Origin of the sequence: Pseudomonas sp. NFACC14 (assembly GCF_900106885.1) — a bacterium.
GTDB classification, from domain to species: Bacteria; Pseudomonadota; Gammaproteobacteria; order Pseudomonadales; family Pseudomonadaceae; genus Aquipseudomonas; species Aquipseudomonas fluorescens_AA.
Genome location: NZ_FNOA01000001.1, coordinates 372,845 through 398,322 on the forward strand (window position 1 = coordinate 372,845; position 25,478 = coordinate 398,322).

At 61.4% G+C, this 25,478-nt stretch carries 22 protein-coding genes and 1 pseudogene; 6 read left to right on the plus strand and 17 right to left on the minus strand.

Going from position 1 to position 25,478, the window contains the following annotated elements; translation table 11 throughout:
- The first annotated feature begins 219 nt into the window (after positions 1-219).
- Positions 220-696 carry a hemerythrin domain-containing protein gene (locus tag BLU85_RS01810; RefSeq protein ID WP_092197010.1) on the plus strand — a complete coding sequence of 159 codons (477 nt, stop codon included), beginning with the start codon at positions 220-222 and terminating at the stop codon, positions 694-696.
- 51 nt (positions 697-747) lie between these two features.
- On the opposite strand, the gene BLU85_RS01815 is transcribed toward BLU85_RS01810, so the two are convergent.
- The 7 genes from BLU85_RS01815 to BLU85_RS01845 form a co-directional block, all read right to left on the minus strand.
- On the minus strand, positions 748-1,626 hold the full coding sequence (locus BLU85_RS01815; protein ID WP_092197013.1) for a LysR family transcriptional regulator: 879 nt from the start codon (positions 1,624-1,626) through the stop codon (positions 748-750).
- A 261-nt stretch (positions 1,627-1,887) separates the two neighbouring features.
- Complete coding sequence (ycaC, locus tag BLU85_RS01820) at positions 1,888-2,517, minus strand: isochorismate family cysteine hydrolase YcaC (RefSeq protein ID WP_003203400.1); 630 nt, start codon at positions 2,515-2,517, stop codon at positions 1,888-1,890.
- A 155-nt stretch (positions 2,518-2,672) separates the two neighbouring features.
- A complete protein-coding gene (locus tag BLU85_RS01825; protein WP_024617381.1) occupies positions 2,673-4,511 on the minus strand; it encodes an amidohydrolase in 1,839 nt (612 codons plus the stop codon).
- A gap of 149 nt (positions 4,512-4,660) precedes the next feature.
- On the minus strand, positions 4,661-5,293 hold the full coding sequence (locus tag BLU85_RS01830) for an antibiotic biosynthesis monooxygenase (protein WP_092197016.1): 633 nt from the start codon (positions 5,291-5,293) through the stop codon (positions 4,661-4,663).
- Entirely contained in the window at positions 5,286-5,699 is a 414-nt protein-coding gene (locus BLU85_RS01835; RefSeq protein WP_092197019.1) for a DoxX family protein, read from the minus strand. Before BLU85_RS01835 ends, BLU85_RS01830 begins: the two co-directional genes overlap by 8 nt.
- The gene (locus tag BLU85_RS01840; RefSeq protein ID WP_060741535.1) at positions 5,696-6,643 is read right to left on the minus strand and encodes a LysR family transcriptional regulator; all 948 of its coding nucleotides are present in this window, start codon (positions 6,641-6,643) and stop codon (positions 5,696-5,698) included. Before BLU85_RS01840 ends, BLU85_RS01835 begins: the two co-directional genes overlap by 4 nt.
- Positions 6,644-6,775: 132 nt before the next feature.
- Positions 6,776-7,597 carry an alpha/beta fold hydrolase gene (locus BLU85_RS01845; protein WP_092197022.1) on the minus strand — a complete coding sequence of 274 codons (822 nt, stop codon included), beginning with the start codon at positions 7,595-7,597 and terminating at the stop codon, positions 6,776-6,778.
- A 256-nt stretch (positions 7,598-7,853) separates the two neighbouring features.
- Here BLU85_RS01845 and BLU85_RS01850 point away from each other — a divergent pair, with 256 nt between their 5' ends.
- Entirely contained in the window at positions 7,854-10,658 is a 2,805-nt protein-coding gene (locus tag BLU85_RS01850) for an ATP-binding protein (protein ID WP_092197025.1), read from the plus strand.
- Here the strand turns inward: BLU85_RS01850 and BLU85_RS01855 are convergent.
- Complete coding sequence (locus BLU85_RS01855; protein WP_092197028.1) at positions 10,605-12,095, minus strand: ATP-binding protein; 1,491 nt, start codon at positions 12,093-12,095, stop codon at positions 10,605-10,607. The two genes, BLU85_RS01850 and BLU85_RS01855, sit on opposite strands and share 54 nt — an antisense overlap.
- 184 nt (positions 12,096-12,279) lie before the next feature.
- Positions 12,280-13,230 (minus strand): GlxA family transcriptional regulator, encoded by a 951-nt coding sequence (locus BLU85_RS01860; protein WP_092197031.1) that lies wholly within the window; start codon positions 13,228-13,230, stop codon positions 12,280-12,282.
- A gap of 311 nt (positions 13,231-13,541) precedes the next feature.
- Between BLU85_RS01860 and BLU85_RS01865 the strand changes: the two genes are divergently transcribed.
- Positions 13,542-14,264 (plus strand): pirin family protein, encoded by a 723-nt coding sequence (locus BLU85_RS01865; protein ID WP_092197034.1) that lies wholly within the window; start codon positions 13,542-13,544, stop codon positions 14,262-14,264.
- Between the two features lie 191 nt (positions 14,265-14,455).
- Here the strand turns inward: BLU85_RS01865 and BLU85_RS01870 are convergent, their stop codons facing one another.
- On the minus strand, positions 14,456-15,331 hold the full coding sequence (locus BLU85_RS01870; RefSeq protein ID WP_092197037.1) for a LysR family transcriptional regulator: 876 nt from the start codon (positions 15,329-15,331) through the stop codon (positions 14,456-14,458).
- 110 nt (positions 15,332-15,441) lie between these two features.
- On the opposite strand from BLU85_RS01870, the gene BLU85_RS01875 reads away from it, so the two are divergent.
- Positions 15,442-16,644 carry a YbfB/YjiJ family MFS transporter gene (locus BLU85_RS01875; protein WP_092197040.1) on the plus strand — a complete coding sequence of 401 codons (1,203 nt, stop codon included), beginning with the start codon at positions 15,442-15,444 and terminating at the stop codon, positions 16,642-16,644.
- A 27-nt stretch (positions 16,645-16,671) separates the two neighbouring features.
- On the opposite strand, the gene BLU85_RS01880 is transcribed toward BLU85_RS01875, so the two are convergent.
- Complete coding sequence (locus tag BLU85_RS01880) at positions 16,672-17,715, minus strand: GlxA family transcriptional regulator (RefSeq protein WP_092197043.1); 1,044 nt, start codon at positions 17,713-17,715, stop codon at positions 16,672-16,674.
- Between the two features lie 373 nt (positions 17,716-18,088).
- Between BLU85_RS01880 and BLU85_RS31610 the strand changes: the two are divergent.
- Positions 18,089-19,090 (plus strand): annotated as a pseudogene (locus BLU85_RS31610) (cache domain-containing protein); the annotation flags it as partial.
- Between the two features lie 93 nt (positions 19,091-19,183).
- Positions 19,184-19,951 carry a methyl-accepting chemotaxis protein gene (locus tag BLU85_RS31615; protein WP_371914226.1) on the plus strand — a complete coding sequence of 256 codons (768 nt, stop codon included), beginning with the start codon at positions 19,184-19,186 and terminating at the stop codon, positions 19,949-19,951.
- 36 nt (positions 19,952-19,987) lie between these two features.
- Here BLU85_RS31615 and BLU85_RS01890 read toward each other — a convergent pair whose 3' ends face one another.
- The 6 genes from BLU85_RS01890 to BLU85_RS01915 are packed head-to-tail and all read right to left on the minus strand — an operon-like array spanning position 19,988 to position 25,465.
- A complete protein-coding gene (locus BLU85_RS01890) occupies positions 19,988-20,770 on the minus strand; it encodes a phosphate/phosphite/phosphonate ABC transporter substrate-binding protein (protein ID WP_092197049.1) in 783 nt (260 codons plus the stop codon).
- Positions 20,771-20,805: 35 nt separating this feature from the next.
- On the minus strand, positions 20,806-22,134 hold the full coding sequence (locus BLU85_RS01895; RefSeq protein ID WP_092197052.1) for an LLM class flavin-dependent oxidoreductase: 1,329 nt from the start codon (positions 22,132-22,134) through the stop codon (positions 20,806-20,808).
- A gap of 36 nt (positions 22,135-22,170) precedes the next feature.
- Positions 22,171-23,109: an ABC transporter substrate-binding protein gene (locus BLU85_RS01900; protein ID WP_256572823.1), complete on the minus strand. Its 939-nt coding sequence runs from the start codon at positions 23,107-23,109 to the stop codon at positions 22,171-22,173.
- A 15-nt stretch (positions 23,110-23,124) separates the two neighbouring features.
- Positions 23,125-23,808: an ABC transporter permease gene (locus BLU85_RS01905; RefSeq protein WP_092197057.1), complete on the minus strand. Its 684-nt coding sequence runs from the start codon at positions 23,806-23,808 to the stop codon at positions 23,125-23,127.
- The gene (locus BLU85_RS01910) at positions 23,808-24,437 is read right to left on the minus strand and encodes an ABC transporter permease (protein WP_092197060.1); all 630 of its coding nucleotides are present in this window, start codon (positions 24,435-24,437) and stop codon (positions 23,808-23,810) included. The genes BLU85_RS01905 and BLU85_RS01910 overlap by 1 nt, the downstream gene beginning before the upstream one ends.
- Positions 24,434-25,465 (minus strand): ABC transporter ATP-binding protein, encoded by a 1,032-nt coding sequence (locus BLU85_RS01915; protein WP_092197063.1) that lies wholly within the window; start codon positions 25,463-25,465, stop codon positions 24,434-24,436. The genes BLU85_RS01910 and BLU85_RS01915 overlap by 4 nt, the downstream gene beginning before the upstream one ends.
- Positions 25,466-25,478 lie beyond the last annotated feature (13 nt).

Here is a 25,478-nt window from a genome sequence, read left to right on the forward strand (position 1 = left end):
CTGAATCACGAGGAGTGGCAGGCCATCAGCGCAAAGTGCAACGCGTTTCTTGCCCGGCTCATGCAGCTTGCACGACGCTGAAAATAATGACTCTCTCAACCCATTGTTTTTAAAAGGCTTTAAAACCCTGTTCGGCTGGCACAGCTGATGCAATTCAGCTTTTACGCGGCGTCGGCGCTTGAAGCCTGCCCGCATCCGTGAATTGCCGAGGAGCTACCCATGAATGCCATCGATCTGTTGAAAGCCGACCATGAGCGCGTCAAAGCCATCCTGACTCAACTGAGCGAGTCGACCGAACGCGCCGTGAAAAAACGCACCGACCTGTTGGCGAAACTGGAAATGGAAATTTCCATCCATACCCGCCTGGAAGAAGAAATCCTTTATCCGGCTTTCAAGCAGGCAGGTGGCAAGGAGGAGGCACAGATGTACTACGAAGCCAAGGAAGAGCACCGCACCGTCGACTCGCTGGTGCTGCCTGACCTGAAGGCGACCGACCCGTCCACGCCTGAATTTTCCGGCCGGGCAAAAGTGGTCAAGGAGCTGCTTGAGCACCACATCGAGGAGGAAGAAAAAGAAATGTTCCCCCACGCGAAAAAACTGCTGGGCAAGGCAAAACTGGACGCCTTGGGTGCGGAAATGGAAACCATGAAAGCGCAGTACAAAAAAGAACTGAGCAGCGCCAGCCTCGCCGCCTGATCGCACGCCGCGGGTGCGTCGCCGTCGCCCGACGGCTGCACGCCCGCGGCGTTATTGCATGTGTTCGCGCAAGAACTCCACCAACGCCTGCACCGGGCGTGAGCCTTGGCGATGTTGCGGGTAGACCGCCGACAACGCCAGGGGCTCGGTTTCGAACCCCTCCAACACTTTGATCAACCGACCATCCTTCAAGGCATCGCCGAGGATGAAGGTAGGCAAGTAGGTGACCCCCATGGCGGCGATGGCCGCGTCCCTGAGCACATCGCCGTTATTGGCGCGCATGCGCCCCGTAACCTCCAGGATCAACGGTTTGCCGGCCCCCGCGAAACGCCACTGCACCTGGCGGCTGTGACCATAGGGCAGGCAGTCATGATGGCGCAGGTCTTCAGGTCGCGTGGGTGTGCCTTTTAGCGCCAGGTAGGCGGGACTGGCGCAGTACACCCGCTCGATGGTCGCGATGCGCCGGGCAATCAGCGTCGAGTCCTCCAGCACGCCGATGCGCAGCGCCAGGTCATAGCCCTCCCCCAGCAGGTCCACCGAACGGTCGCTCAGGTCCACTTCGACGCTGACGCCCGGATAGCGCTGCAGGAACCGCGGCAACAGGCTACCCAGATGCGCCATGGCGAAGGACAGCGGTGCGCTGAGCCGAATCGTGCCACGGGGCTCAGTGGTCTGGCCGCTGATCCCCTGCTCCACCTGTTCGACGTCATTGAGCAGGCGCAGCGACGCTTCGTAATAGCGCTGGCCCAACGGGGTGACGTCCAGCCGGCGGGTCGAACGATTGAGCAGGCGTACGCCCAGGCGCTGTTCCAACGCCATGAGCTTGCGGCTGACGAACTGCTTGGACAGCCCCAGCTTGTCCGCCGCGGCGGTGAAACTGCCTGACTCCATGACCTGGGCAAAGATACGCATTTCTTCGAAGGGGTTCATTGTCATTCCTGGGGTGGACAGTCAGGGGGATGAGTTGGGCATTGTGGATGGAGCAAGGCAGGTTGGAAAGATGTTGGATGGGCTGACGCTATCGCGAGCAAGCTCGCTCCCACATGGGTTCCCAGTGATTACAGAGCCTGAATACACCCCAAACCCTGTGGGAGCGAGCTTGCTCGCGATAGCGGCGGATCCGCTCGTAAGAACCTGATGCCAGGCACAAAAACGCCCGCACAAAGGCGGGCGTCATTGAGCATGAACCGCTTACTTGGCCGTCAGCGCCGAGTAGCTGTTCATCAGGTTGCGGTAGTTCGGAATGCGCTGGGACAGCAGGTTGCCCAGGCCTTCGATGTCGTTGCGCCAGTCGCGGTGCAGCTCACAGGCCACCGAGAACCAGTTCATCATCTGCGCGCCGGCGGCGGTCATGCGGACCCAGGCGGCCTGTTGCACGGTTTCGTTGAAGGTGCCCGAGGCATCGGTCACGACGAACACATCGAAACCTTCAGCCAGCGCCGACAGGGTCGGGAACGCTACGCAGACATCGGTGACCACGCCCGCGATGATCAATTGCTTGCGGCCGGTGGCCTTGATCGCCTTGACGAAATCTTCGTTGTCCCAGGCATTGATCTGGCCTGGACGCGGGATGTATGGCGCGTCCGGGAACATTTCCTTGAGCTCCGGCACGATCGGGCCGTTGGGGCCTTTTTCGAAGCTGGTGGTCAGGATGGTCGGCAGTTCGAAGAACTTCGCCAGGTCGGCCAAGGCCAGCACGTTGTTCTTGAACTCGTTGGGCGAGAAGTCCTGGACCAGGGAAATCAGGCCGGTCTGGTGATCGACCAGCAGGACGACCGCGTCGTCTTTGTTCAGACGGTTGTAGGCGGGAACGTTGCTCATGGGATGACTCCTTTGGGATGGATAGTAAAGCCTGTGGGAGCGAGCTTGCTCCGGGCGGCGTTCCGACGATGGCGGAGTGTCAGGCGACGGCAGTGCTGAATGTTCAACCGCTATCGCGAGCAAGCTCGCTCCCACAGAGGGGGTTTGTGTGTTAGTTAAAAGGCAAAGCAGGAACAGCCAAACGCGCCCCAGAAGCCTTGGAAATCGCTGACCGGAACGTTCGACAGTCGTGCGCGTTCATGGCTATGGGCATGCACCGTGCACGGGCCGCTGCACTGGTGGACCTGAGCCTGCAACGGTGAAGTCGGGCGCCAATGGCCCGGCACCTTGACCACCGGCGACCAGTCGGGCAGCACCGGAACGCTGGCCGGACCGAGTTTTTCGAAATCACCGGCGGCGTACACCACCTTGCCGTCCACAACGGTCAGCACCGACTCGATCCACTTGATGGCTTCTTCCTCGACGCTGAAGAAGTCCGCGCTCAGGGCCGCCAGGTCCGCCAGTTGGCCGACCTTGATCTGGCCCTTCTTGCCCTGCTCCGACGAGAACCAGGCGCTGCCATGGGTAAACAGTTCCAACGCGGTCAGGCGCGGCAGGCCCTCTTCGTGCAACGAAAGCCCACCGACCGTGCGGCCGCTGACCATCCAGTACAACGAGGTCCAGGGGTTGTAGCTGGAGACGCGGGTGGCATCGGTGCCGGCGCCCACCGGTACGCCTTCGGCCAACATGCGCTTGATCGGCGGCGTGGCTTCGGCGGCCTTGGCACCGTAGCGGTCGACGAAGTATTCGCCCTGGAAGGCCATGCGGTCCTGGATCGCAATGCCACCGCCCAACGCCCGCACACGTTCGATGTTCTTCGGCGTGATGGTCTCGGCGTGGTCGAAGAACCACGGCAGGCCGTTGAACGGAATATCGCGATTGACCTTCTCGAACACGTCGAGCATGCGGCTGATGGATTCGTCATAAGTGGCGTGCAAGCGGAATGGCCAGCGTTGCTCCACCAGGTGCCGGACCACCGGTTCCAGGTCCTGCTCCATGCCCGGCGGCAGGTCCGGACGCGGCTCCAGGAAGTCCTCGAAATCCGCCGCCGAGAACACCAGCATTTCCCCGGCGCCGTTGTGCCGCAGGAAATCGTCGCCCTGGTGCAGCTTGACGCTGCCGGTCCAGTTCTTGAAGTCGCTGAGTTCTTCCTTGGGCTTCTGGGTGAACAGGTTGTAGGCGATGCGCACCGTCAACTGCTGCTCCCGGGCCAACTGCTCGATCACCGCGTAGTCGTCCGGGTAGTTCTGGAAACCGCCGCCGGCATCGATGGCGCTGGTCAGGCCCAGGCGATTGAGTTCCCGCATGAACTGGCGAGTGGAGTTGACCTGGTATTCCAGCGGCAGCTTCGGCCCTTTCGCCAGCGTCGAGTAAAGGATCATCGCATTGGGCCGCGCCACCAGCATGCCGGTGGGCTCGCCCTTGCTGTCACGCACGATCTCGCCACCTGGCGGGTTCGGTGTGTCACGGGTGTAGCCGGCGACCCGCAGCGCGGCGCGGTTGAGCAAGGCGCGGTCATACAGATGCAACACGAATACCGGCGTATCGGGGGCCGCCTGGTTGAGTTCTTCCAGGGTCGGCATGCGCTTTTCGGCGAACTGGAATTCGTTCCAGCCGCCGACCACGCGCACCCATTGTGGCGTTGGCGTGCGGTCGGCCTGATCCTTGAGCATGCGCAAGGCATCGGCCAGGGACGGCACGCCTTCCCAGCGCAGTTCCAGGTTGTAGTTCAGACCGCCACGGATCAGGTGCAGGTGCGAGTCGTTGAGGCCGGGAATGACCGTGCGGCCCTTGAGGTCGATGACCTGGGTGCCGCTGCCCCGCAGGGCCATGGCCTCGGCATCGGTGCCCACCGCGACGAAGCGGCCCTGGCTGATGGCGACTGCGCTGGCCCGGGGCTTCTCGCGGTCGACGGTATGGAATTGACCGTTGAATAGAATCAGATCGGCGTTCATAGGGTTACCTTTGACGATAAGAGTGAATACGGTCCGTGGCGAGGGAGCTTGCTCCCGCTCGGCTGCGTAGCAGCCGCAAAAAGCCAGGGGCCGCTTCGCAGCCCAGCGGGAGCAAGCTCCCTCGCCACAACTATGTTTGTCATAACCGCTCAGCGATGCTCGGGCTCCAGGTGCTCATGGGTCTTGGGTTGCAGCCAAGGCGCGAACAGGCGTGTCGCCAAAGGCATGCACACGTAGACCACCGAGAGCACGATGGTCAGGGTGATCAGGAACGTGGCCACCACGTAGTTGGAAAGGAAAGCATCGAGTTGCAGCACCGGCCCCCAGAGCAACGGCACCAGCAGCGTGTGGGGCAGGATCACCAGCAGCGTCACCACCGCCTGCTTCCAGCGCGGCGGCGGTGTCGCGGCGTCGGCCAGCGGGGCGAACCAGAACTCCTTGTGCGACCCGACTTCGGTCTGGTCGCCGTCGGCCAGCATGGGAGCGGCTTGCGCGACCAGCTCGCGGCGTTCGGGGGAGTCCAGCCAGCGTTGCATGGTCTCGGTGGAGCAAAAACGCAGCACGCAGGTGAACAGCGACAACCCGCCCTGCTTGCCCCGCACCACATCCACGCCCAAGTGTCCGGGCCACTGACCGGCCAGGCTCACGATGCGACGCAGCCAGGCTTCGTAGGCCGCGTCCTGGCCGGCCTTGATCCGGTGCTTGACCACCAGGGTCACGATTTCATCGAAGCCGGGTTTGGCCGGGCTCCCAGGGGAGTCGATGGTTTGAGATTCAGACATGGCGAAGCACTCCAACAAAACGCGTGTTCATCGCCAGGCGCCCGGGCCCGGCGATCAATACGCTGGTAAATATGATCAACAGCAACCAACCGAACTGCCCCTCTTCCAGGCTCCACTGCGGATGCACCACCAGCAGCGCCACGGCCAGCAGAAACAGGATCGGCAAGCACGCCAGGCGCACCAGCACACCGGCCATGATCAGCAGCGGACACAGCACCTCGGCGAAAATCGCCAGGATCAGGGTTGGCGCCGCGCCGAGGTGAAACGGGTCTTCGATCCGGGTCAGCTCGACGCTGTAGTGCAACAGCTTCGGCAACCCATGGATCCACAGCAGGAACAACGCGCCACTCAGGCGCAGGAACAACAGACCCAGGTCCTGCCACGGGCGCTCATCGGTCATGTTCATCGGTGGGCTCCGTCCGGGGCGGCCGAGGCAGCGGCCGGTAATGGTTGGGACATGTGGCTGGCAATGCGCGAGCGCAGCCAGCGCTCGGCCGGGTCGTTGTCATGCACGCCGCTCCAGACCATCGACAGTTCAGCCGCATTGATCTCGAACGGCGGGTCCTCGGCGCGCAAGGCACAGCCTTCTACCAAGGCACAGGCGGCATAGTCAGGCACGGTGGCGATCAGCTCGGTACCCGCCAGCAAGGCTCGCAGCCCGCTGAATTGCGGCACCGCCAGCACCACTTTGCGGGTCCGGCCGATGCGGGCCAGGTCCAGGTCGATGTTGCCGCTCAAGTCGCCCGAAAACGAAACCATGGCGTGGGGCCGCGAGCAGTACTCGTCCAGGGTCAGCGGCCCCGGGCGCTTGTCGCCACGCAAGACCTTGCAAGGAATGTCCCGCAGTTTCTTACGCTTGGCATTGGCCGGCAGATCGGTGGTGTAGCTCACGCCGACGCTGATTTCACCGCTGGCCAGCAGCGACGACATCAGCAGGAAATTGGCCCGGCGCACCACCACGATGATCCCCGGCGCCTCTTCGCGCAGTTGGCTCAACAATGGAGGAAACAGGCCGAATTCGGCATCGTCGGACAACCCGATGCGAAACACATCGCAACTGGTGGACGGGTCGAACGCCTTGGCCCGGCTGACCGCGCCGGAGATGGTGTCCATGGCCGGTTGCAGCTCTCGCAGGATCGCCAGGGCTCGCGGGGTCGGCTCCATGCCACGACCGTGACGGATCAGCAGCGGGTCATCGAACAGATCCCGCAGCCGCCCCAGCGCCGCGCTCACCGCCGGTTGGCCCATGAACAGTTTTTCGGCGACGCGGGTCAGGTTTTTCTCGAACATCAGCGCCTCGAAGATCACCAGCAGGTTCATGTCGAGACGGCGTAAATCGTTGCGGTTCATCGGTTTGGGTCCTGTTGGGTGCCAATCCTGTGGGAACGAGCTTGCTCGCGATAGCCGGGTGTCAGTCGGCGGCAATGTTGACTGTTGCATCGCCGTCGCGAGCAAGCTCGCCCCTACAGGTTTGTGGCTTGATCAGCCCCGGATGAACGCCAGCAGGTCCGCGTTCAGCCGGTCCTTGTGGGTATCGGTCAGGCCATGGGGCGCGCCCGGGTACACCAGCAACTGCGAGTTCTTCAGCAATTTGGCGGCGGCGATGCCGGCGGTTTCGATGGGGACCACCTGGTCGTCATCGCCATGGACCACAAGGGTCGGCACGTCGATGTTGCGCAGGTCTTCGGAAAGATCGGTCTCCGAGAACGCCTTGATGCAGTCGTAAGCGTTCTTGTGACCGGCGAGCATGCCCTGCATCCAGAACCAGTCGATCATGCCTTGGGAAACTTTGGCGCCCGGACGGTTGGCGCCGAAAAACGCACTGGCCACATCTTTGTATAGCTGAGAACGATCGGCCAGGGAGGCCTGGCGGAAACCGTCGAAGACTTCGATAGGCAAGCCGCCAGGATTGGCCGCGGTCCTGACCATCAGCGGCGTCACCGCCGAGATCAGGCCGAGCTTGGCGACCCGGGCGGCGCCATGGCGACCGATGTAGCGCGCCACTTCGCCACCGCCGGTGGAGAAGCCGAGCAGCACCGCGTCCTTCAAATCCAGGCGTTCGATCAGCTCGGCCAGGTCATCGGCGTAGGTGTCCATGTCGTTGCCGTCCCAAGGCTGGCTGGAACGCCCGTGTCCACGGCGGTCATGGGCGATCACCCGATACCCGTTGGACGCCAGGAACATCATCTGCGCCTCCCAACTGTCCGAGTTCAACGGCCAGCCGTGGCTGAAGACCACCGGTTGACCACTGCCCCAATCCTTGTAGTAAATCTCGGTGCCGTCGCGGGTGATGAAGGTGCTCATGACATGACTCCTTGAGATGGGTGGATCGCTTTATGGTCTGGTCAGAGGGGGCATGGGCGTGAGTTAAACGTTGTTAATTTTTTCGGGACTGAAGTGTTAAAAAACCCGCTTTTGTGGAGAGGGAGCTTGCTCCCTCGCCACAGGGTCCGGCGACTGGAAGGCTCGGAGCAGAGCCCGCGCCGTTGCGCTTGAAGCCAAACCTGAGGAATATGCTCGGGTAAAGCCCAGGCATCGGGCCCAGAACATTGAGAGCACCATGAGCCAATACCTCAGCCTGCCCGTCGAACAGACGGTGCATTTCGGCCCTTACCGGGTCCATCCGCGCCAGCGCCTGGTACTGGAGGGCGAGCAACCGTTGCGCCTGGGACGGCGGGCCGTGGAGATTCTGCTGGTGTTGCTCGAACACGCAGGCGAGGTGGTGAGCAAGCAGCAACTGATCGCCCGGGTCTGGCCCAGGAGCGTGGTGGAAGACACCAACCTGCGCGTACACGTCGCGGCACTGCGCAAGGCCCTCGGGGACGGCCAGGCCGGGCAGCGCTACATCGTCACCGTGGCGCAGCGCGGCTACAGCTTTGTCGCGCCGGTGTCATTCGGATCCCTCGACCCATTGGCGCGCATTCCTCATCCGTCCCTGGCGCGCAACCTGCCGCTGCAGCGCACGCGCCTGATCGGACGCCAGGCCCTGGTGGAAAACCTGGTGACCCAGTTGCCCCGGAAGCGTTTCATTACCCTGGTCGGCACCGGCGGCATCGGCAAGACCACCGTCGCCCTGCGGGTCGCTGAACGGCTGATCGGCCACTACCGTGACGGCACCCATCTGCTGGACCTGGCATCGCTCAACGATGCGGCCATGATCGTCCCCAACCTGTGCGCATTGCTCGACCTGCCGCTGCAGGACGGTGATCCGCTGGACACCGTCGCCCGACAGCTCAAAGAGCGGCATCTGCTGCTGGTGATCGACAACTGCGAGCACCTGATCGACGCCATCGCCCAGCTCAGCGAAACCTTGCTGCGCGGCGCCCCTCACCTGCACATCCTGGCCACCAGCCGCGAAGGCCTGCGCGCCGAAGGCGAACACGTGCAGCGCCTGGATGCCCTGGCATGCCCGCCCCGGGAAATGCCCATCGAGGGGTATCCCGCCCTGGAGTACCCGGCGCTGCAACTGTTTGCCGAGCGTGCGATGGCCAGCCGTGACGACTTCGAACTGACCGACCGCGAGGTGCCGTTGATCGTCGACATCTGCCAGCGGCTGGACGGGATTCCCCTGGCCATCGAGCTGGCCGCCGGACAACTCGGCCGCTTCAGTCTCGAAGCACTGCACCGGCAATTGCAAGACAGCGTCGCCCTGCTCCACAACGACACCGGCACCGCCCCACGCCAACAGACCCTGCGCGCCACGCTGGACTGGAGCTTCGCGCTGCTCACGGCCTGCGAGCAGACCTGCCTGCGGCGGCTGGCGGTGTTCATGGGCAGTTTCAACCTGGCCTCGGCCGCGGCGGTGATCGTCGGCCAGCATGTCGCCCCCGACCAGGTGCTGGTGTCGGTCAGCCAGTTGGTCGCCAAGTCGTTGCTCAACGTCGAGATCGGCGATGAAGAGGTGCGCTATCGCCTGCTGGACACCACCCGCCGTTATGCCTTGGAAAAACTGGCCGAAGCTGGGGAATTGGCGGCCAGCCAGGAACGCCACGCCGAACGCTGCCTGGCGCTCATGGGGCAAGCGGAAAACGATTGGGAGAACACCCCCACCCGACTGTGGATCGCTCGCTACGCCGACTATCGCGACGACATCCGCGCAGCGCTCGACCGCGGCTTGGGCCCGCAGGGTTCACACGCCGTGGCGATCCGCCTGACCGCCCGCACCCTGCCCCTCTGGCAAGAGCTGTCGCTGCTCAAGGAGCACGGCCTCTACGTCAACAAGGCGCTGCAATTGTTGCGGGCCAGCCCCACACCATGTCCACGCCTGACCCTGGCCCTGGAGCTGGCCCACGCCAGTTTCAACTACCACACCGAGGGTGGCACGCCGGCCACGGTCCGTGCCTTCGCCACCGCCCGACAACTGGCCCGGCAATGCCAGGACCTGGCCAGCGAGCTGCGGGCCGTGTCCGGGCAAATGACCGTGGACCTCAGCTGTGGCAACTACCAACAGGCCCTGGCACACAGCCTGGATTTCGACCGGCTCGGGTTGCAGGGCGACCCGATCCTGTCCTTGAGCACCCAACGCCTGCGGGTGCTGGCGCTGCATTTCACCGGCGACCAGGGCGCGGCGCGGCGTGAGGCCGAACAGGTGATCCAGCGCCTGGCCCAGAGCGGCCACCTCAGCCGCTTCAGCCACGGCTTCGGCGTGCAATACGACCAGAGCGTGGCCGCGCTGACGATTCTGGCGCGCATCCTCTGGCTGCAAGGTTTCGCCGAGAAAGCCCGGCGTACCGCCAACCTGGCGCTGCAGATCGCCTTGCAGATCAATCACGGCATTTCGATCTGCTACACCTTGGCGCTGGCCGGTTGCGTGATCGCCCACTACACCGGCGATCATCCGACTGCCCGGGAAAGGCTCGACCTGTTGAAGCAGCAGGCCAAGAAACATTCGGTGATGCTGTTCCATGACTGGGCCTGTCATTACGACAGCGTATTCAACGACCAGCCCCTGGAGACGAGCCCGACAAACGGGCTGATCCAGGACATCGCCGTCACCCTGCGCCCTGACGTTGTCAGCCCGGCGCAACTGGAACGGGCCCGCAGTGGCGCCGCGGGCTGGTGTTCGGCGGAGCTCCTGCGGGCCGGCGCCGAAACCTGGCTGGCCCGGAACGAGCCCTCCTTGGAAGGCCCTGCCGAAACGCAACTGCTGGCCGCCCTGGCCGTCGCCCGTCGTCATCATGCCCTGGCCTGGGAACTGCGCTGCGCCACGTCCCTGGCCCGCTTGTGGCAACGCCGCGGACAAGTCCAAGCCGCGCAAGAACTGCTCGGGCCGGTCTACCGACGCTTCAGCGAGGGGTTCGACACTCCCGACCTATTGGAAGCCGGCGCGCTGCTCCAAGGGCTGACTCGCCGGTTGGGGCCTTGAACGGCGCGCGCCCCAAGCGCCTTGCAGCACATAACGCCGATGAAACACGGGCCACTGACCACTGCGCCGCAATTTGTCCAAGGCATAGGCGCGAGTGGTGTGCAGCAGTCGAAAACACCCTCCGTCGGCCAGTGGCTCGACCATCAGCAATGACACGCTCGCCAGCCGTAATAGCAACGAAGGCAATCGCCCGACACTCAGCTCAGCGCAACTGATCACTGCCAGCGCCGCCCTGAGCGTAAACGGCCCCTCGAACACCGCCAGGCGCTGGAACACGGTTTGTTCGTCAGCACTCAAACGCTCGACACTCGAATCCAGCACGGCCTCCAGGCTTCGATGCCGGGCCACCGCCGTACGCCGCCCGAGGCTTAAGAGTGACAAGCCGTAATCCAATTGCTCGAGGACCCCGGCCAGCCCCAAGGCGTCGACCTGGGCCGCCGCCAGTTCCAACGCCAGCGGCAAACCGTCCAGGCGCTGGCAGATCTGGGCCAGGATCAACCAGTCGCGGCCAGCGGGCTGGAAACCCTGTTGCCGGGCGCCCACCCGCTCGATGAGCAACTGCACCGCCGGGCACGCTACGATCTGGTGCTCGGGTTCCAGGGGCGATGCCACGGCCAGGCCCGGCAGCGGCACGATTTTTTCGCCCGCCAGGGCCAGGGGCTCGCGACTGCTGCACAACAACGACACCCCGGGCGCTGCCGTAGCCAATGCCTGGGCCAACTCCCGACAGGCATCGAGCACGTGCTCGCAACCGTCGAGCACCAGCAACATGCGGCAGGACTCAAGGCGCCGGCCCAAAGAACCGGGCGCCAGGCCCAGCGTGCCGGCCACCCGCGCCCTCACCTGTGAAGAATCGCTGACGTCCGCCAGGTCAACGAACCAGGCCCCGTCGTCAAAGTGCTCAAGCAGCAGCTCCGCTACCCGCAACACCACGGTGGTCTTGCCGACTCCACCCGGGCCGCTCACGGTGGTCAGGGCTTGACGGGGCACTTGCGCCAGCAGCCGCCCCAGGACTCTGTCGCGGCCGACTATCGGGCTCAAGCGCGTGGGCAGGTTGTGTCGCTCTGCCCTGGGACTCAAAGGCGACTCAACACCTTCTTGCACCACCAGGGGCATCGCCAGGCAATAGCCTTGTCGCGGATGGTTGAGGATATAGCGAGCGCCATCCCGTCCGTCGCCGAAGGCCCGCCGCAGCGCCGCGATGTGCACCCGCAGGTTGATGGCTTCCACGACGCTGTCAGGCCAGACGTGGGCGATGAGGGTTTGCTTGCTGACGTAGTGGCCGGCGTGCTCCACCAGTACCTGCAAAACATCCAGGGCCCGGCCACCCAGCGCGAGGGGCTGGCCGTCACGGGTGACCAGCCGTTGCTGCCGGTAGAAGGCGAACGGACCGAAGCTTACCGCCGGCTCGCTATCGGGTTTGACGAAACTGTTCATGGGCGATGCAGCGCGGGATAACCGGTACGGGCGTCAGCGTGCGGATCACCGAACACGTCTGCCCCGGGCTCCTGCGCATCCTTTCCAAGGGGTTCGCCGTAATCTTGGCAGGCGCAGATCTCAGGACAATGCTGGCACTGGGAGCGTCACGGACATCACGGTGCCCTGGACGGACACCGATGCCTCAACTGAACTGCTGACGATATTGCACCGGGGTCAGGCCGAGCTTTTCACCGAACAAAAAGCGCATGTGCCGCACACTGCCGAAGCCGCTGCGAAACGCCACGGTCTTGAGCGGCAGGTCCGTGGTTTCCAACAGTTGACGCGCCCGGTCGATGCGCGCGCCCTGCAGGAACTCCATTGGCGTCATTTTCACTTCACGGGCGAAGACCCGGGCGAAATGCCGCGCGCTCATGGAGGCCAGGGCGGCCATACGCTCGATGGTGAAGGGTTCTTCCAGGTGCTCCATCACATGATTCTGCACCCGGGTGATGGCCGATTCCTGCGTCGACACTGCCGCCACCGAGGGGCTGAACTGTGCCTGGCCGCCCTGGCGCTTCATCACCACCAGCAACACCTTGGCCACGTCCAACGCGACTTTGCGGCCGTGATCCTGGGCCACGATGGACAAGGCCAGGTCGATCCCGGCGGTGACACCGCCCGAGGTGATCAGGCGGCGGTCCTGCAGGAAGATCTTGTCGGTTTCCACCTGGGCCTTGGGGAAACGCTGTATCAGGCGTTCGGTGTAATGCCAGTGGGTCGTGACGCGATAACCGTCGAGCAAGCCCGCCTCACCAAGCACGAAAGCACCGGTGCAGATGGAGCCGTAGCGCGTAGCCCGTTGCGCCGCGGCCCGCAGCCAGGTGTGCAGCCCCGGATGCCGGTCGTTATAGGCCCCCGGCCCACCCGGCACCAGCAACACGTCATAGGCTGCCCATGCCTGGTCGATATGGATATCGGCCTGCACCGCCACACCGTTGGACGCCCGCAACGGCCCGCGCTCGGTCCCCAGGGTCAACAGTTGATAACGCAGGTCCCCTTCGAGGTAACGATTGGCGATGGAAAACACTTCCATAGGCCCGGCCATGTCGAGCAGTAAAAAATCCGGGAACAGCACCATTGCAACGGTTTTCATTAAAAAGACGCCAAAAAAATCCAGAAACGATAAATGCCCCCTGTGGGAGCGAGCTTGCTCGCGATAGCGGTGTGTCAGTTACTTCAATCCCAACTGATCCGACGCTATCGCGAGCAAGCTCACTCCCACAGGGTTTATCGTCAGCATTATGGCGAAGCCAGGCATCCGCTGGTAGGCATTCTCGATTGTCCACCAATAACGGACAGTCTTTCGTTTTCTGCCTGCTTATTGAACCTCAGGATAACCATTAACCTTCTTCTGAACCCGGCGAACGGCCCCAGCCGCCGCCCATAGACATCAGGAGAATCATCATGCTGACCCTTCGCAAAGCTTCGGACCGCGGCATTGCCCGCCACGGCTGGCTGACTTCGTTCCACACCTTCTCGTTCGCCAGCTACCGCAACCTCAACGAACAGGGCTTCTCCGACCTGCTGGTCATCAACGACGACCGGGTCGCCGCGGCCAAGGGTTTCGGCCAGCATCCCCACCGGGACATGGAGATCTTTTCCTACGTGCTTGAAGGGGCGCTGGAACACAAGGACACCCTGGGCACGGGCTCGGTCATTCGCCCCGGTGACGTGCAGTTGATGAGCGCCGGCAGCGGCGTGGCCCACAGCGAGTTCAACCACAGTGCGGACGAGCCGGTGCACTTCCTGCAGATCTGGATCGTGCCCAACGTCAGTGGCGCCACGCCACGCTATCAACAGGAGCATTTCAGCAGCGAGCAGAAACGCGGTCGCCTGCAATTGATCATCTCCCCGGACGGCGCCGGCGGCTCGCTCCAGGTGCGCCAGGATGCACGGGTCTACGCCGGGCTGTTCGATGGTGAGCAAAGCGCCACCTTGACCCTGGCCCCGGATCGCTATGCCTACGTGCATGTGGCCCGAGGCGCTGTCGAGCTCAATGGTGTGCAATTGCAGGAAGGTGATGGTGTGCGGGTGCGCGAGGAGCAGGTCCTGACCTTGAGTCACGGCCAGGATGCCGAGGTGCTCGTGTTCGATCTGCGGCCGCAGGAACTGCCACAGATGCCATGAAACACCCTTTAGGCCCTGTAGGAGAAATTGTCACAGAGGCTATGAGACACCCATTGTGGGAGCGAGCTTGCTCGCGATGGCGGAGTGTCAGCCACATGAGTATCGGCTGACCTGACGCCAACGCGAGCAAGCTCGCTCCCACAGTGGCTACAGGGTATTTCGTAATGGAGCCTCCACATTCCCCCGACGCTTCACTCATTCTCCTGTGCAAACACCGCGACAATCTCATCGATCACCGCCCGCACCCGTGCGGTATGGCGCAGGTCCGCGTGGGTGACCAGCCAGACCTCGTAAGGCAGCGCACGTGTGCGCTCCGGCCAGATTCTCAGCAACCCGTCACGCGCCCCCATATACAGCGGAATCTCCCCGACACCGATGCCCGCGGCAATCGACCGGCGCACCAACAGGCTCGAACTCAGGCTGGCCACGATCCGTCCGCGATTGATCGGCTCCGAAACCAGGGTGAAATCTTTGCTGCCCTGCCAGTACGGCTGATAAACCACCAAGTCATGCCCCTCGAACTCGCTGCCGGGCGACGGTACGCCACGGGCTTCGACATAGGCTTGGGACGCAAACAATCCTACCGGCCAACGGGCGATTCGCCGAGCGATCAGGTCAGGGTTGTCGGGCCGGGTGTTGCGCACGGCGATGTCCGCTTCGCGCTTGACCAGGCTGAGGATCTGCGTGGACGCGTCCAGTTGCACGCGCACATCGGGATGGCGCCCATGCAGGCTGGCAATGGCCGGAATCAAGAAGTCGATGGCCAATGAGTCGGTGGTGGCGACCCGGACATTGCCGAGCAGGCGATCATCCAGGCCCTGAATCCGGCGCTCCAACTCAAGCGCCGAATGCTCCATCTTCTCCACCGCCTTGAGCGCCGCCTCGCCGACGGCCGTCAGTGCGTAACCGTCTGAAGTACGCAGGAACAACGCGGCATCCAAGGACTTCTCCAAAGCCGTAACGCGCCGCCCCACAGTCGCCTGATCCACCCCCAATACTCGCGCGGCACCGCGCAAGGTCGACGCTCGACAGACGGCCAGAAACACCCGTGCATCATCCCAATTCACTCGCCCTCCTCCGATGCAGATATGCATCACTCTGACGCTAAATCGCTGCGCAAACGCAGCGACGATAGCCGATATGCTGGACGCTATAAACCTTTCACAGGAACGCTCTCATGCCCTCCTCATCCGCTGCACTCGAATCACCGCCCACAAGCATCTGGCTGCCCATTTTCGCCGGCCTCTGCGCCAGCCTCGTCAGCATCGGCCTGGCGCGTTTCGCCTATACGCCACTGATCCCGGCATTGATCGAGGCCCGTTGGTTTTCCGCCAACGACGTGGTCTACCTGGGGGCGGCGAACCTGGTCGGTTACCTGATCGGCGCCCTGCTCGGCCGTCCCATGGCCCACCGCCTGACCAACCGGAACGCGTTGCGGCTGATGATGCTCGTCGTGACCGGCGCATTTTTCGCCTGTGCCTTCCCGGTGTCGGTGACCTGGTATTTCGCCTGGCGACTGCTGTCGGGGATCGCCGGCGGCGCGATCATGGTACTGGTGGCGGCGACTGTATTGCCCCATGTACCGGCGGCACGTAAAGGCTTGGCCAGTGGCGCGATTTTCCTTGGCATCGGCCTTGGCATCGCCGGCTCAGGCACGATTGTGCCGCCGCTGTTGAGCCTGGGCCTGCCGGCCACCTGGCTGGGGCTTGGTGTCCTGTCGCTGGCATTGACCGGGTTGAGCTGGTTCGGCTGGCCCCGGGACACGGTGCAGGTAACAACCAGCGCTGCGCCCGACGAGCCCATGCCCCCTGCGGTTTTCCAGTTGTTCGCCCAGTATGCGTTCATGGCCGCGGGGCTCGTGCCTGCGATGGTCTTTTTGGTCGACTACGTGGCGCGCGGCCTCGGGGCCGGGGCACATGTCGGGGCGATGGTCTGGGTAATGTATGGCCTCGGGGCGATCATCGGGCCGGTGAGCTATGGTTTTCTCGCCGATCACCTCGGCGCGCGCAAGAGCATCCGACTGGTCCTGGCCGTGCAAGCGATTGCTCTCGGCTTGCTGGCGGTTTCACACACCTTCATGGCACTGGCGCTGTTAGCCGTGATCATCGGTTCGTTTCCGCCGGGCATCGTGCCCTTGGCCCTGGCCCGAGTGCATGAACTGCTCCCGGACCATCATCGTCAACAACTGGCCTGGAGCCGGGCCACTGTTTCGTTCGCCACCTTCCAAGCGCTGGCCGGGTTTGCCTATTCGGCCCTGTTCAATGCCAGTGGCGGACACCACGGATTGCTTTTCCTGATCTCCGCCGGGGCGATTCTTTTTGCATTGATGCTCGATTTCCCTTTCGGCGCAGAAAAAAGCTCGAAAATCCTGAAACCGTGATTACCGACTCGGCTCAGACGAAAAACGTCAGCGCAAGGCTTGCTTGCGCTCCGATTTCGAACGGTAACTGCCAGGCGGCACACCAAAGAAATCCCGGAAGCGACGCTGGAAGTGCGGGGAACTGACAAAGCCTGTCGCCACGGCGATTTCGGTCACGGACCGATTGGTTTGCTGGATGAGCTGGCGAGCACGCGTCAGGCGCAGCTCCAGGTAATAGCGCGTCGGAGTCGCGCCGAGAAAACTGCAGAACCGTCGCTCCAACTGGCGCTTGGAAATATTCACGCACGCCGCCAGCTCATCGATGGTCAAGGGCTCCTCCACGTTCTGCCACATCAGCTCCAGCGCCAACTTGAGACTTTCCGGCAGCGTCGGGTCGGTCTCGACGAAAACCGGTGGCAAGTCCGTCGCATCGTCGCCGGACTCGTCACAACGCAGAATTTCCTCGATGGCCCCCACCAGCGCCGCTCCGCCCGTCTGGCGAATCAATTGGAGCATCATGCGCAGCGAACTGTTGGCGCCCGCGCAACTGACCCGCTCCCGATCCACCACATAGGCCCGGCTGGACACCTTCACATGGGGGAACACCTCCACCATCATGGCGCGGCTCTCCGGGTGGACAGCGCATTCGAAACCATCCAGCAGATTGGCATCGGCGACGAAAAAAACACCGTTCCACAAGCCACCCAGGATCGCCCCGGACGCCGCATTGGCGCGCAGCTTGCGGCGCAGCAACGGATGGCCTTGCAACTTCACGCGAAAGCCCCCGGCGACAATCAGCACATCCTGGTTTTCCGGCATCTGCGCCAGTTCGACGTCCGTCGAGATGACAATGCCCAGGTCGCTCGTCACCTGCCCACCTGAAACCCCCACCGTCAGCACCTCGTAGAGGGGCATGTCGCTCATCAGGTTGGCGGTCACCAGCGCGTCCACCGCACCGGTGAAGGACATCATCGAGAAGTTGTCCATCAATACGAACGCGACACGGATCGGTGCCTGGCTGGCGGGCGCCGCTCCGAGCGGTCGATAAGCCATGTTCTTGTTTTTGAGTACGCTCTCGAATGCGCTTGGCATAGGGCCTCGTTAATACATTAAAGACAATGAGGATTTACTGCACGTGAGTGCCCGAGCCGCAGGGCGAAGGCGCAGAGCAAACCACGCTATCTTCCAGGCTACTCAAGTCGGCTGCAATCGCGCCTGCGCCCTCCACCGATCGTCCCGCGCCAAAATGGCAAGCCTCAAGTGCCTACGACTTTGGTCGATACACTGACAGTAGGCATAGGCGCTTTTCCCTTCCAGAGACTCGCAACGCCAACCACTGCTGTTTCTGCCGTTCCAACACTTAAAATATTCCGCGGGAGAAGTCATGAATATCAAACAGAAGCTGACATGGGCGTTCGCGGCCATCGCCTGCCTCCCGGTCATCCTGGTGGCGGTGCTTGTCGTGATGAACCTGCGCGACGCCGCGAAGGCCAACTTCCTGGATAGCAGCGGCCGTGAAATCCGCCAGATCGACAACGGCATGAAGCAGTTCTTCGATGGCATCAGCCAGAACGTCGAATACATCGCCAAGGATCCACGGATCATCGCCGCCAAAGGGTTGAAAAACTACTCCCTGGCCGATGCGGCACAAACACCGCTCCCCGAGATCAACCAACAGCTTTTGGAAATATTCGACCGATTCGCCAAGAGCCATCCGACCACCGCCTATCTGTCCGTGGGAACGAGCGACGGTGGCTACGCCAGTTGGCCTGACGACCCGAAGATGACCAACTATGACCCGCGCGTGCGCCCCTGGTACAAGGCGGCCATCGCCGCACCGGGTACTACCGTGCGCACGGACGCCTATTACTGGGCGCCGGACGATGTGTCTCTGATCGGCACCGTTCACACGGTCGCCGACGCCAGCGGCAACGTCGTGGGCGTGGTCGGCCTGGACGTGTCGCTCAAGCAGCTCACCGAACTGGTCAAGAACATCAAGCTGGGCGACAGCGGCTACCTGATGCTGGTGGAAGCCAACGGCAACGTGCTGGTGGACGCCGCCGATGCCAAGCACAACTTCAAGCCGCTGGCCGACCTTGGCCCCAACTATGCCGAGCTGGCCAAAAGCAGCGATGGCGTGACTCAGATCGAGATCGACGGCGTGCCCTACATGGCCAACGTGGTCAGCTCCAAAGGGTTGGGCTGGCGTTTCATCGGCCTGATCAAGCGCGATGAAGTGATGGCCGAGGCCGCGAGCCTGACCTGGCTGATCGCCGCCATCGCCGCCGCGCTGGCCGTGGTCTTCGCCGTGGTGGGCGCCAGTTTCGCCAGCGTGATCGTGCGGCCGATTCGCGGCGTTGCCAATGGCCTGCAGGAAATCGCCGAAGGTGAAGGCGACCTCACCCGCAAACTCATCGTGCAAGGCAAGGACGAAACAGCCACCCTGGCGGGCTGGTTCAACCAGTTCCTGGGCATGATCGCGCAACTGATGCAACGCATCGGCAGCGCCTCTTCCGACCTGCAAAACGCCGCGGCCGATACCAGCCACGTGGCCCAGAACATGAACGATGCCGCCGGGCGCCAGCGCCAGGCGGTAGAATTGGTGAGCACCGCGTTCAACGAAATGGTTGCCACCGCCAACGAAGTGGCCCGTTCTTGCAGCCAGGCCGCCTCCAGTGCGGACGAAGGCTACCGCGATGTGCACGACGGCCAGCATCACATCGGCGAAGCCACCGGCAGCGTGCTGAAACTGAGCGAAGACCTGCAACAATCGACCCAGACCATGCAGGCGTTGGAGCAGGACAGCAAGAACATCAACACCATCCTCGACACCATTCGCTCGATTGCCGAACAGACCAACCTGTTGGCCCTCAACGCCGCGATCGAAGCCGCACGGGCCGGCGATCAAGGCCGTGGGTTCGCCGTGGTGGCCGACGAAGTGCGGGCCCTGGCACGGCGCACCGCCGACTCCACCGGCGAGATCGACAGCCTGCTGGGCAACCTCGCCCGGCGCACCCAGGAAGTCACCCAGCAGATGCAAAGCAGCCTGCAGGTGTCGCACACCAGCGTCGAGCGCATTCAGCAGGCCCGTGACAGCTTCGACAAGATCCGCAATTCGGTGGACTCGATTCGCGACCAGAACACCCAAATCGCCACGGCGGCAGAGGAGCAGCACCAGGTGGCCGAAGACATCAACCGGCACATCGCGCAGATTCATGCCGATGCCCAGTTGGTCGAGGAGTTCGCTCACTCGGCACAGACCGGCTCGGGGCGTCTGACGGATATTTCCGGGCAGCTCAAGGGTTTGGTTGGGCGCTTCAAGTTCTAGCGTGTTCGAGGTGGCGAGCCAGGGACGGCTCGCCGCTCAGGATGATACGAACGAAAAGCCGCGATTGGCCGCACTGCGCTCATACGCCAAAAGACACTCATAGTCAGCCTTACTGGCCGGCAGCACTTCCCTGATCGCCAGGTCATGGGAAATCTCGGGAAGCTGGCTCAAGGCTTCGTTCATTGCGCGCCGGATAGACGCTGCCTGCGTCGCCGTTCGACGAATCGACGTGATGTAAGGCAGGCAGGGACTGCGCACACTTCGCACCAGGATCCTGAGGCCTTCGATCTCGTCACTGTTGTCTCTCGCCAGATAGTCATAGGTGACGCTGTCGATGGAAGCCAAATCGCCCTCGCCCTTTTTCAGTCTTCGCATGCTCTCCCTGTGGGATCCGGTGAAGGTGAGTTTCGAGAAAAAACCACGGTCGCTGATCCCCGCCAACGTGTGGCGCAATAAGTTCATTCCAGAGTTGGAATCCCGGGCGTTGATCAGTCCATGGCTGCCCTGCAAACCTGCCAGATCAGTCACGGGCGAATCAGCCCTGCACAGCAGCAAACTGCAATGGTCACCCCCCGAGCTATGAGCAAGCTCATAGCTCGGACGCCCTATCAGCCTCACCTTCCCCCGCAGTGACGTGACGAATGGATAGCCGCAGGTCTGGGATAACAACAGATCAGGGGACAGCCAATGGGACACGGGATCGACGATCGGCTTTCGCTCATGGCGCTCACCCAGAATCTCCAGGGTGCGCTGGAGCCAGGCGTCCTGTGCCTGTAAAACCCTGGCGGGAGCGAGGTACATGGATAGATCGCTGGTCATATGAAAGCCATCCAGAGGATTGTGAGTGACGCTGATCACGGCAGGAAGCGGTTGGCAGGCGTCTTCAAACCCAAGCGATCCCTCAAGGTCCCGGGTTCATATTCCTTGCGGAAAACCCCTCTGGCTTGCAGCAAAGGCACCACGCCACGGGTGAATGTTTCGAAGTCAGTGGGCAGAAACGGAAACATGAGGTTGTAGCCATCGACGGCATTCGACTCGTATAACGCTGAAAGCTTATCGGCAATATGCTCCGCCGTTCCGATCAGCAGCCAGGTACTGGAGCTCTTGACCAACCGGCGTCCTATTTCACGGATGGACAAGGTCGTGTCGTACTTCTTGAGCAGGGCCAGCTCGGTTCGAATGCCATCGAATTCAGACTCATCCGGCAACGCGGGTAGCGGGCTGTCCGGCGACAGGCCTGTCAGATCAAGACGGGTGTAGCTGGAGACCAGATCAATCGCCACGGCATCGATAATGAGGCTGTCCTCCAGTTGCCGACGGCGCTCCTGCTCAGTCTCATCCTCCAGAACCACCGGAAGCACACCGGTAATGATTTTCAGATCACTGGAATGCCGGCCCTTCAACTCGAGTCGGCGATTCAAATCGGCCCTGTACGCCAGTCCCTCTTCGACCGAGTCGATGAAACAGAAATGCACGTCCCCATGGGCGGCGGCCAGATCCTTGCCCGCTTCAGAAGACCCCGCCTGGGCGAGGACCGGGTGGCCTTGGGGTGGACGCGGCACGTTAAGCGGCCCACGTACGCTAAAATGTTCGCCTTTGTGATGGATCGGGTGAATTTTCGAGGGGTCGGCAAAGTCGCCGGTACCCTTGTCAAATTCAAGCGCCCCCTCCTCCCAGGAGTCCCAAAGCTGCTTGACGACATGAATGAACTCCTCGGCCCGCCGATAACGATCGCCGTGTTTCGTCACGCCTGACAGTCCGAAATTCGAAGCCTCCTCTTCCAACCAGGAGGTCACGATATTCCAGCTGGCTCGCCCGGCGCTGAGGTAGTCCAGCGAAGCAAAATATCGCGCAATATTGAAGGGCTCGTTATAGGACGTTGAAGCGGTGCCCATCAGCCCGATGTGTTCGGTGACAGCCGCCAATGCGGACAAGAGCGTAATCGGTTCAAGGCGGGCGTTGGCATAGTGCCTCAACCCACTGGCGACGGAATCCCAGACCGCGACGTGATCCGCGACAAACACCGCATCGAACTTCGCCGCCTCGGCCGCCTGCACCAGTTTTACGTAGTAGCCCAGCGTCAATATTTCCTTGGTCGGCGACAGCGGGTGGCGCCAGGAAAAACGATGATCCCCTTGGGGATTAAAAAAGAACAAATTCAAAATCATGCTTTTATTGGACATAACGCCTCCGCGACCTGACCCACATCGCATTCATGTTCAGTTGGTCGCCTTGACGGTATTTTCAGCGACCCACTGCGCCGCGACTTTTGCGGGATCCTTGTGATCGATATCAACCAGGCGATTGAGTTGCTTGAGGTCGTCATCGGTCAGTTTGGCGGAGACCTCGTTGAGCACCTGGGTGACTTCTGGGGTTAGCAACGCCTTGCGTCCCAGTGGCGTAATGTTTTGCAGGGGCTGTTGGTGCTTGTCGTCCTCGAGCACAACCCAAGGCTCTTTTGCCAGGATGCCTTGCGTGGAAACCACCGTGGCGACGTCGATAGCGCCCGAGTTCAGCGCCAGCCGCGACAAGGGCCCGCCCATGTCCAGCGATTTGACGCTCTTGAAGTTGATGCCGTAGACCGCCTTCAACCCGGGCAGGCCCAAGGCGGCAGTGGTGACTTCGGGAGGCCCGCCCAGCGTGAGTTCACCTGAGACGGGCGCCAGGTCGGACAAGGTGTGCAGGTTGTACTTTTCTGCGGTTTTCTGGGTGACGGCCCAAGCGGTAATAGAGCCCGCGGCCGACGGTTCAAGCAACTGGAGGCCCGCCGGCAACTTCTGTTGCAAGGCGCTGACAATCTCCTTTTGGCTGGTCAGGGCGCTCTTGTCGTCATAGAAACTCAACAGTGATCCTATGTACTCGGGTACAACGTCTATATCCCCGTTTTCCAGCGCCTTGGCGATGATCTGGCGGTTCCCCAGATTGAGCCGGGTCTTGACCTCAATCCCTTCCTTTTTCAAAGCGGACGCATAGATGTTTGCAAGAATCGTCTGCTCGGAAAAATTGGCCCCGCCTATGGTGATGGACTGGGCACTGGCAAATGCGCTGCCCACCAGCAAGCCTAACCCCAGCAACAATGAAACCGAGTGCGCTGAGCGAATCTTCGTACGTTGTTTGTTTTTCATTTGGATTTGCACCTCTGCAGAATTAATACGCACTTTCAAATGTCCTGATCATGTAGCGCTCAGTTCAACATTCCCCGCTCGCCATTTTCGAACCATGAGTGTTTCGATCATTGAACAAACCCACTCGCTGACAATCGCAAGTGCCGACACCACCAGTGCGCCGCCAATGATTTGAGGGATGTCATTGCGACCCAGCCCGTCAATGAGAAACCTGCCCAGCCCGCCAAACCCTGCATAGGCGGCGATGGTGGCCGTGGCAATAAGTTGCACCAGGGCTGATCGGAATCCAGAAAAGATCAGCGGAAAAGCCAACGGTAATTCCAGCTGGATAAACATCTGCCATCTGCGCATCCCCATGGATTTGGCAGCATGCTTCAGAGACGAATCCACCTGATCGATACCAACATAGGTATTGGTCAATATCGGCGGGATGCTCAGGGTGACCAAGGCGATAATTACCGTGCTGGTTTCATAGCCAATAACCATGATTGCAAGTATCACAATACCCAGGGAAGGCAATGCTCGCCCAATATTGAACAGCCCGATCGCCACCTGCGCGCCTTTGCGGTAGTTAGCCATGAGTACGCCGAGCGGCAACGCTATCGCACAAGCAATAGCCAGGCTCAAAGACACATAATAAATATGCTCCGCCAGCCGAGTCAGTATTCCGTCTTCGCCCAACCAGTGTTCAGGAAGAGAAAACCAGAGGTAGACATCTGCGATCCTATTCATTAGCGCACCCAAGGGACCAGCCATTTATTGATTGAATAGAACAGAAAATCAAAACATAACGCCAACATCACCGTCAGGACCAAACTGACCGCCACAGGCGTGGTGAAACTTTGAGCCAACCCGGTAATGAACAACTGCCCCAATCCGCCTTGACCAATTAACGCAGTAACCGTCACCAGCCCTACCAATGTCACCGCGGTCGTTCGTAGCCCTGCCAATAACGAAGGCAGCGCCAGGGGAAGTTCAACCCCCAGGAATCTCTGCATGCGCGTGTACCCTAGCGCACGGGCTTCTTCCAGCACGTCAGGAGGGTTACTCGCAAGGCCCGCCAAAGTGTTCTGTAACACAATCAGCAAGGCATACAGGCTCAAACCAATCACCGCCGTCGTCTTGGACAAACCGGTAAAGGGCATGATCAAAATGAACAGTGCCAGGGACGGAATGGTAAAAAGTATTCCGCTGACATAAATCATGGGCTGCGCCAACCCTGGCTTCCACAACGTCAAGAGCACCATTGCGCCCGCCAACAACATTCCTATAAACAGGCCCAGGGTCACCAGTTGGATATGATCGAATAACAGCTGACCGATCTGCTGCCAGTTTTCAACGATCCAGGACCAGTCAATCATTGCGCACTTCCAAAGCGGCGCTCATTGAGTGCGCTGTGAAAGCTGGCAATCGACAGGCAACCTTCGTAACCGCCCGCCTCGTCCACTCGAACAACCACACCGAGCGGAGCCGTTAGAATTTTAACCAGTGCGTGATGCAACGAGTCATTATTCGACACCGTGGTAAGTTCAGGAACAGGCAAGTCCGCTTCACTGACCCACTTCAGCGGATTGGACTTATCGTCCAGCAGAAGTTTGAATTCGCAATTGACTTCATCCACAGGAAGATCAGAAACTTTCATCAGCGACAGTCTTTTCAACAGCGGGTCCTTGCCGATGAAGTTCTTTACAAACTCGCTGGCAGGATGGGCAAGGATATTGTGAGGTGTATCGAACTGAGCAAGCTTTCCTTCGCCCTCGAAGATGGCAATGCGATCACCAATCTTGATGGCCTCTTCCATGTCATGGGTCACCAGGATAATGGTTTTATGCAAACGCCTCTGCAGCGCAACCAGTTCGTCCTGCAGTCGCTCGCGGATCACCGGATCAAGCGCGGCAAAGGGTTCGTCCATCAATACAACTGGTGGGTCCGAGGCCAATGCCCTCGCCAAGGCAACACGACTTTGCTGCCCGCCCGACAGTTGATTAGGGTACCTGTCCAGAAATTCCGGCTGAAGCCCGACCAGGGAAATGAGCTCGCTCACGCGCTGGCGGATCTTATGCTTGCTCCAACCCAAGAGCCGCGGCACAGCACCAATATTTTCCGCAACGGTTTGATGAGGAAACAAGGCTGAGCTTTGCATCATGAAACCGATGCCACGGCGAAGCGTCACGACGTCAAGCTCATCGGTCGCCACCCCATTGACACAGATGCGGCCACTGTCCTGAGTGTCCAGTCTATTGATCATTCGCAAAATGGTCGTTTTGCCACACCCACTTGGCCCGACAAATACGCAGATCTCCCCCTCCCGGACATGAAGCGTCAAATCGCTCACGGCCATTCTCGGGCTGCCTTTATGAGTTTTCTTGATGGCTTCAAAACGTATCATTTTCCGACGCCCA

Bases quoted from the DNA above. Each gene is read 5' to 3' on its own strand.
- BLU85_RS01890 (WP_092197049.1), bottom strand. From the start codon at position 20,770: ATGACCAGCGATCTATCCATGTACCTCGCTCCCGCCAGGGTTTTACAG.
- BLU85_RS01810 (WP_092197010.1), top strand. From the start codon at position 220: ATGAATGCCATCGATCTGTTGAAAGCCGACCATGAGCGCGTCAAAGCC.
- BLU85_RS01895 (WP_092197052.1), bottom strand. From the start codon at position 22,134: ATGTCCAATAAAAGCATGATTTTGAATTTGTTCTTTTTTAATCCCCAA.
- BLU85_RS01875 (WP_092197040.1), top strand. From the start codon at position 15,442: ATGCCCTCCTCATCCGCTGCACTCGAATCACCGCCCACAAGCATCTGG.
- BLU85_RS01915 (WP_092197063.1), bottom strand. From the start codon at position 25,465: ATGATACGTTTTGAAGCCATCAAGAAAACTCATAAAGGCAGCCCGAGA.
- BLU85_RS01845 (WP_092197022.1), bottom strand. From the start codon at position 7,597: ATGAGCACCTTCATCACCCGCGACGGCACCGAGATTTACTACAAGGAT.
- BLU85_RS01835 (WP_092197019.1), bottom strand. From the start codon at position 5,699: ATGAACATGACCGATGAGCGCCCGTGGCAGGACCTGGGTCTGTTGTTC.
- BLU85_RS01865 (WP_092197034.1), top strand. From the start codon at position 13,542: ATGCTGACCCTTCGCAAAGCTTCGGACCGCGGCATTGCCCGCCACGGC.
- BLU85_RS01825 (WP_024617381.1), bottom strand. From the start codon at position 4,511: ATGAACGCCGATCTGATTCTATTCAACGGTCAATTCCATACCGTCGAC.
- BLU85_RS01850 (WP_092197025.1), top strand. From the start codon at position 7,854: ATGAGCCAATACCTCAGCCTGCCCGTCGAACAGACGGTGCATTTCGGC.
- BLU85_RS01860 (WP_092197031.1), bottom strand. From the start codon at position 13,230: ATGAAAACCGTTGCAATGGTGCTGTTCCCGGATTTTTTACTGCTCGAC.
- BLU85_RS01880 (WP_092197043.1), bottom strand. From the start codon at position 17,715: ATGCCAAGCGCATTCGAGAGCGTACTCAAAAACAAGAACATGGCTTAT.
- BLU85_RS01840 (WP_060741535.1), bottom strand. From the start codon at position 6,643: ATGAACCGCAACGATTTACGCCGTCTCGACATGAACCTGCTGGTGATC.
- BLU85_RS01830 (WP_092197016.1), bottom strand. From the start codon at position 5,293: ATGTCTGAATCTCAAACCATCGACTCCCCTGGGAGCCCGGCCAAACCC.
- BLU85_RS01905 (WP_092197057.1), bottom strand. From the start codon at position 23,808: ATGAATAGGATCGCAGATGTCTACCTCTGGTTTTCTCTTCCTGAACAC.
- BLU85_RS01855 (WP_092197028.1), bottom strand. From the start codon at position 12,095: ATGAACAGTTTCGTCAAACCCGATAGCGAGCCGGCGGTAAGCTTCGGT.
- BLU85_RS31615 (WP_371914226.1), top strand. From the start codon at position 19,184: ATGAACGATGCCGCCGGGCGCCAGCGCCAGGCGGTAGAATTGGTGAGC.
- ycaC (WP_003203400.1), bottom strand. From the start codon at position 2,517: ATGAGCAACGTTCCCGCCTACAACCGTCTGAACAAAGACGACGCGGTC.
- BLU85_RS01910 (WP_092197060.1), bottom strand. From the start codon at position 24,437: ATGATTGACTGGTCCTGGATCGTTGAAAACTGGCAGCAGATCGGTCAG.
- BLU85_RS01815 (WP_092197013.1), bottom strand. From the start codon at position 1,626: ATGAACCCCTTCGAAGAAATGCGTATCTTTGCCCAGGTCATGGAGTCA.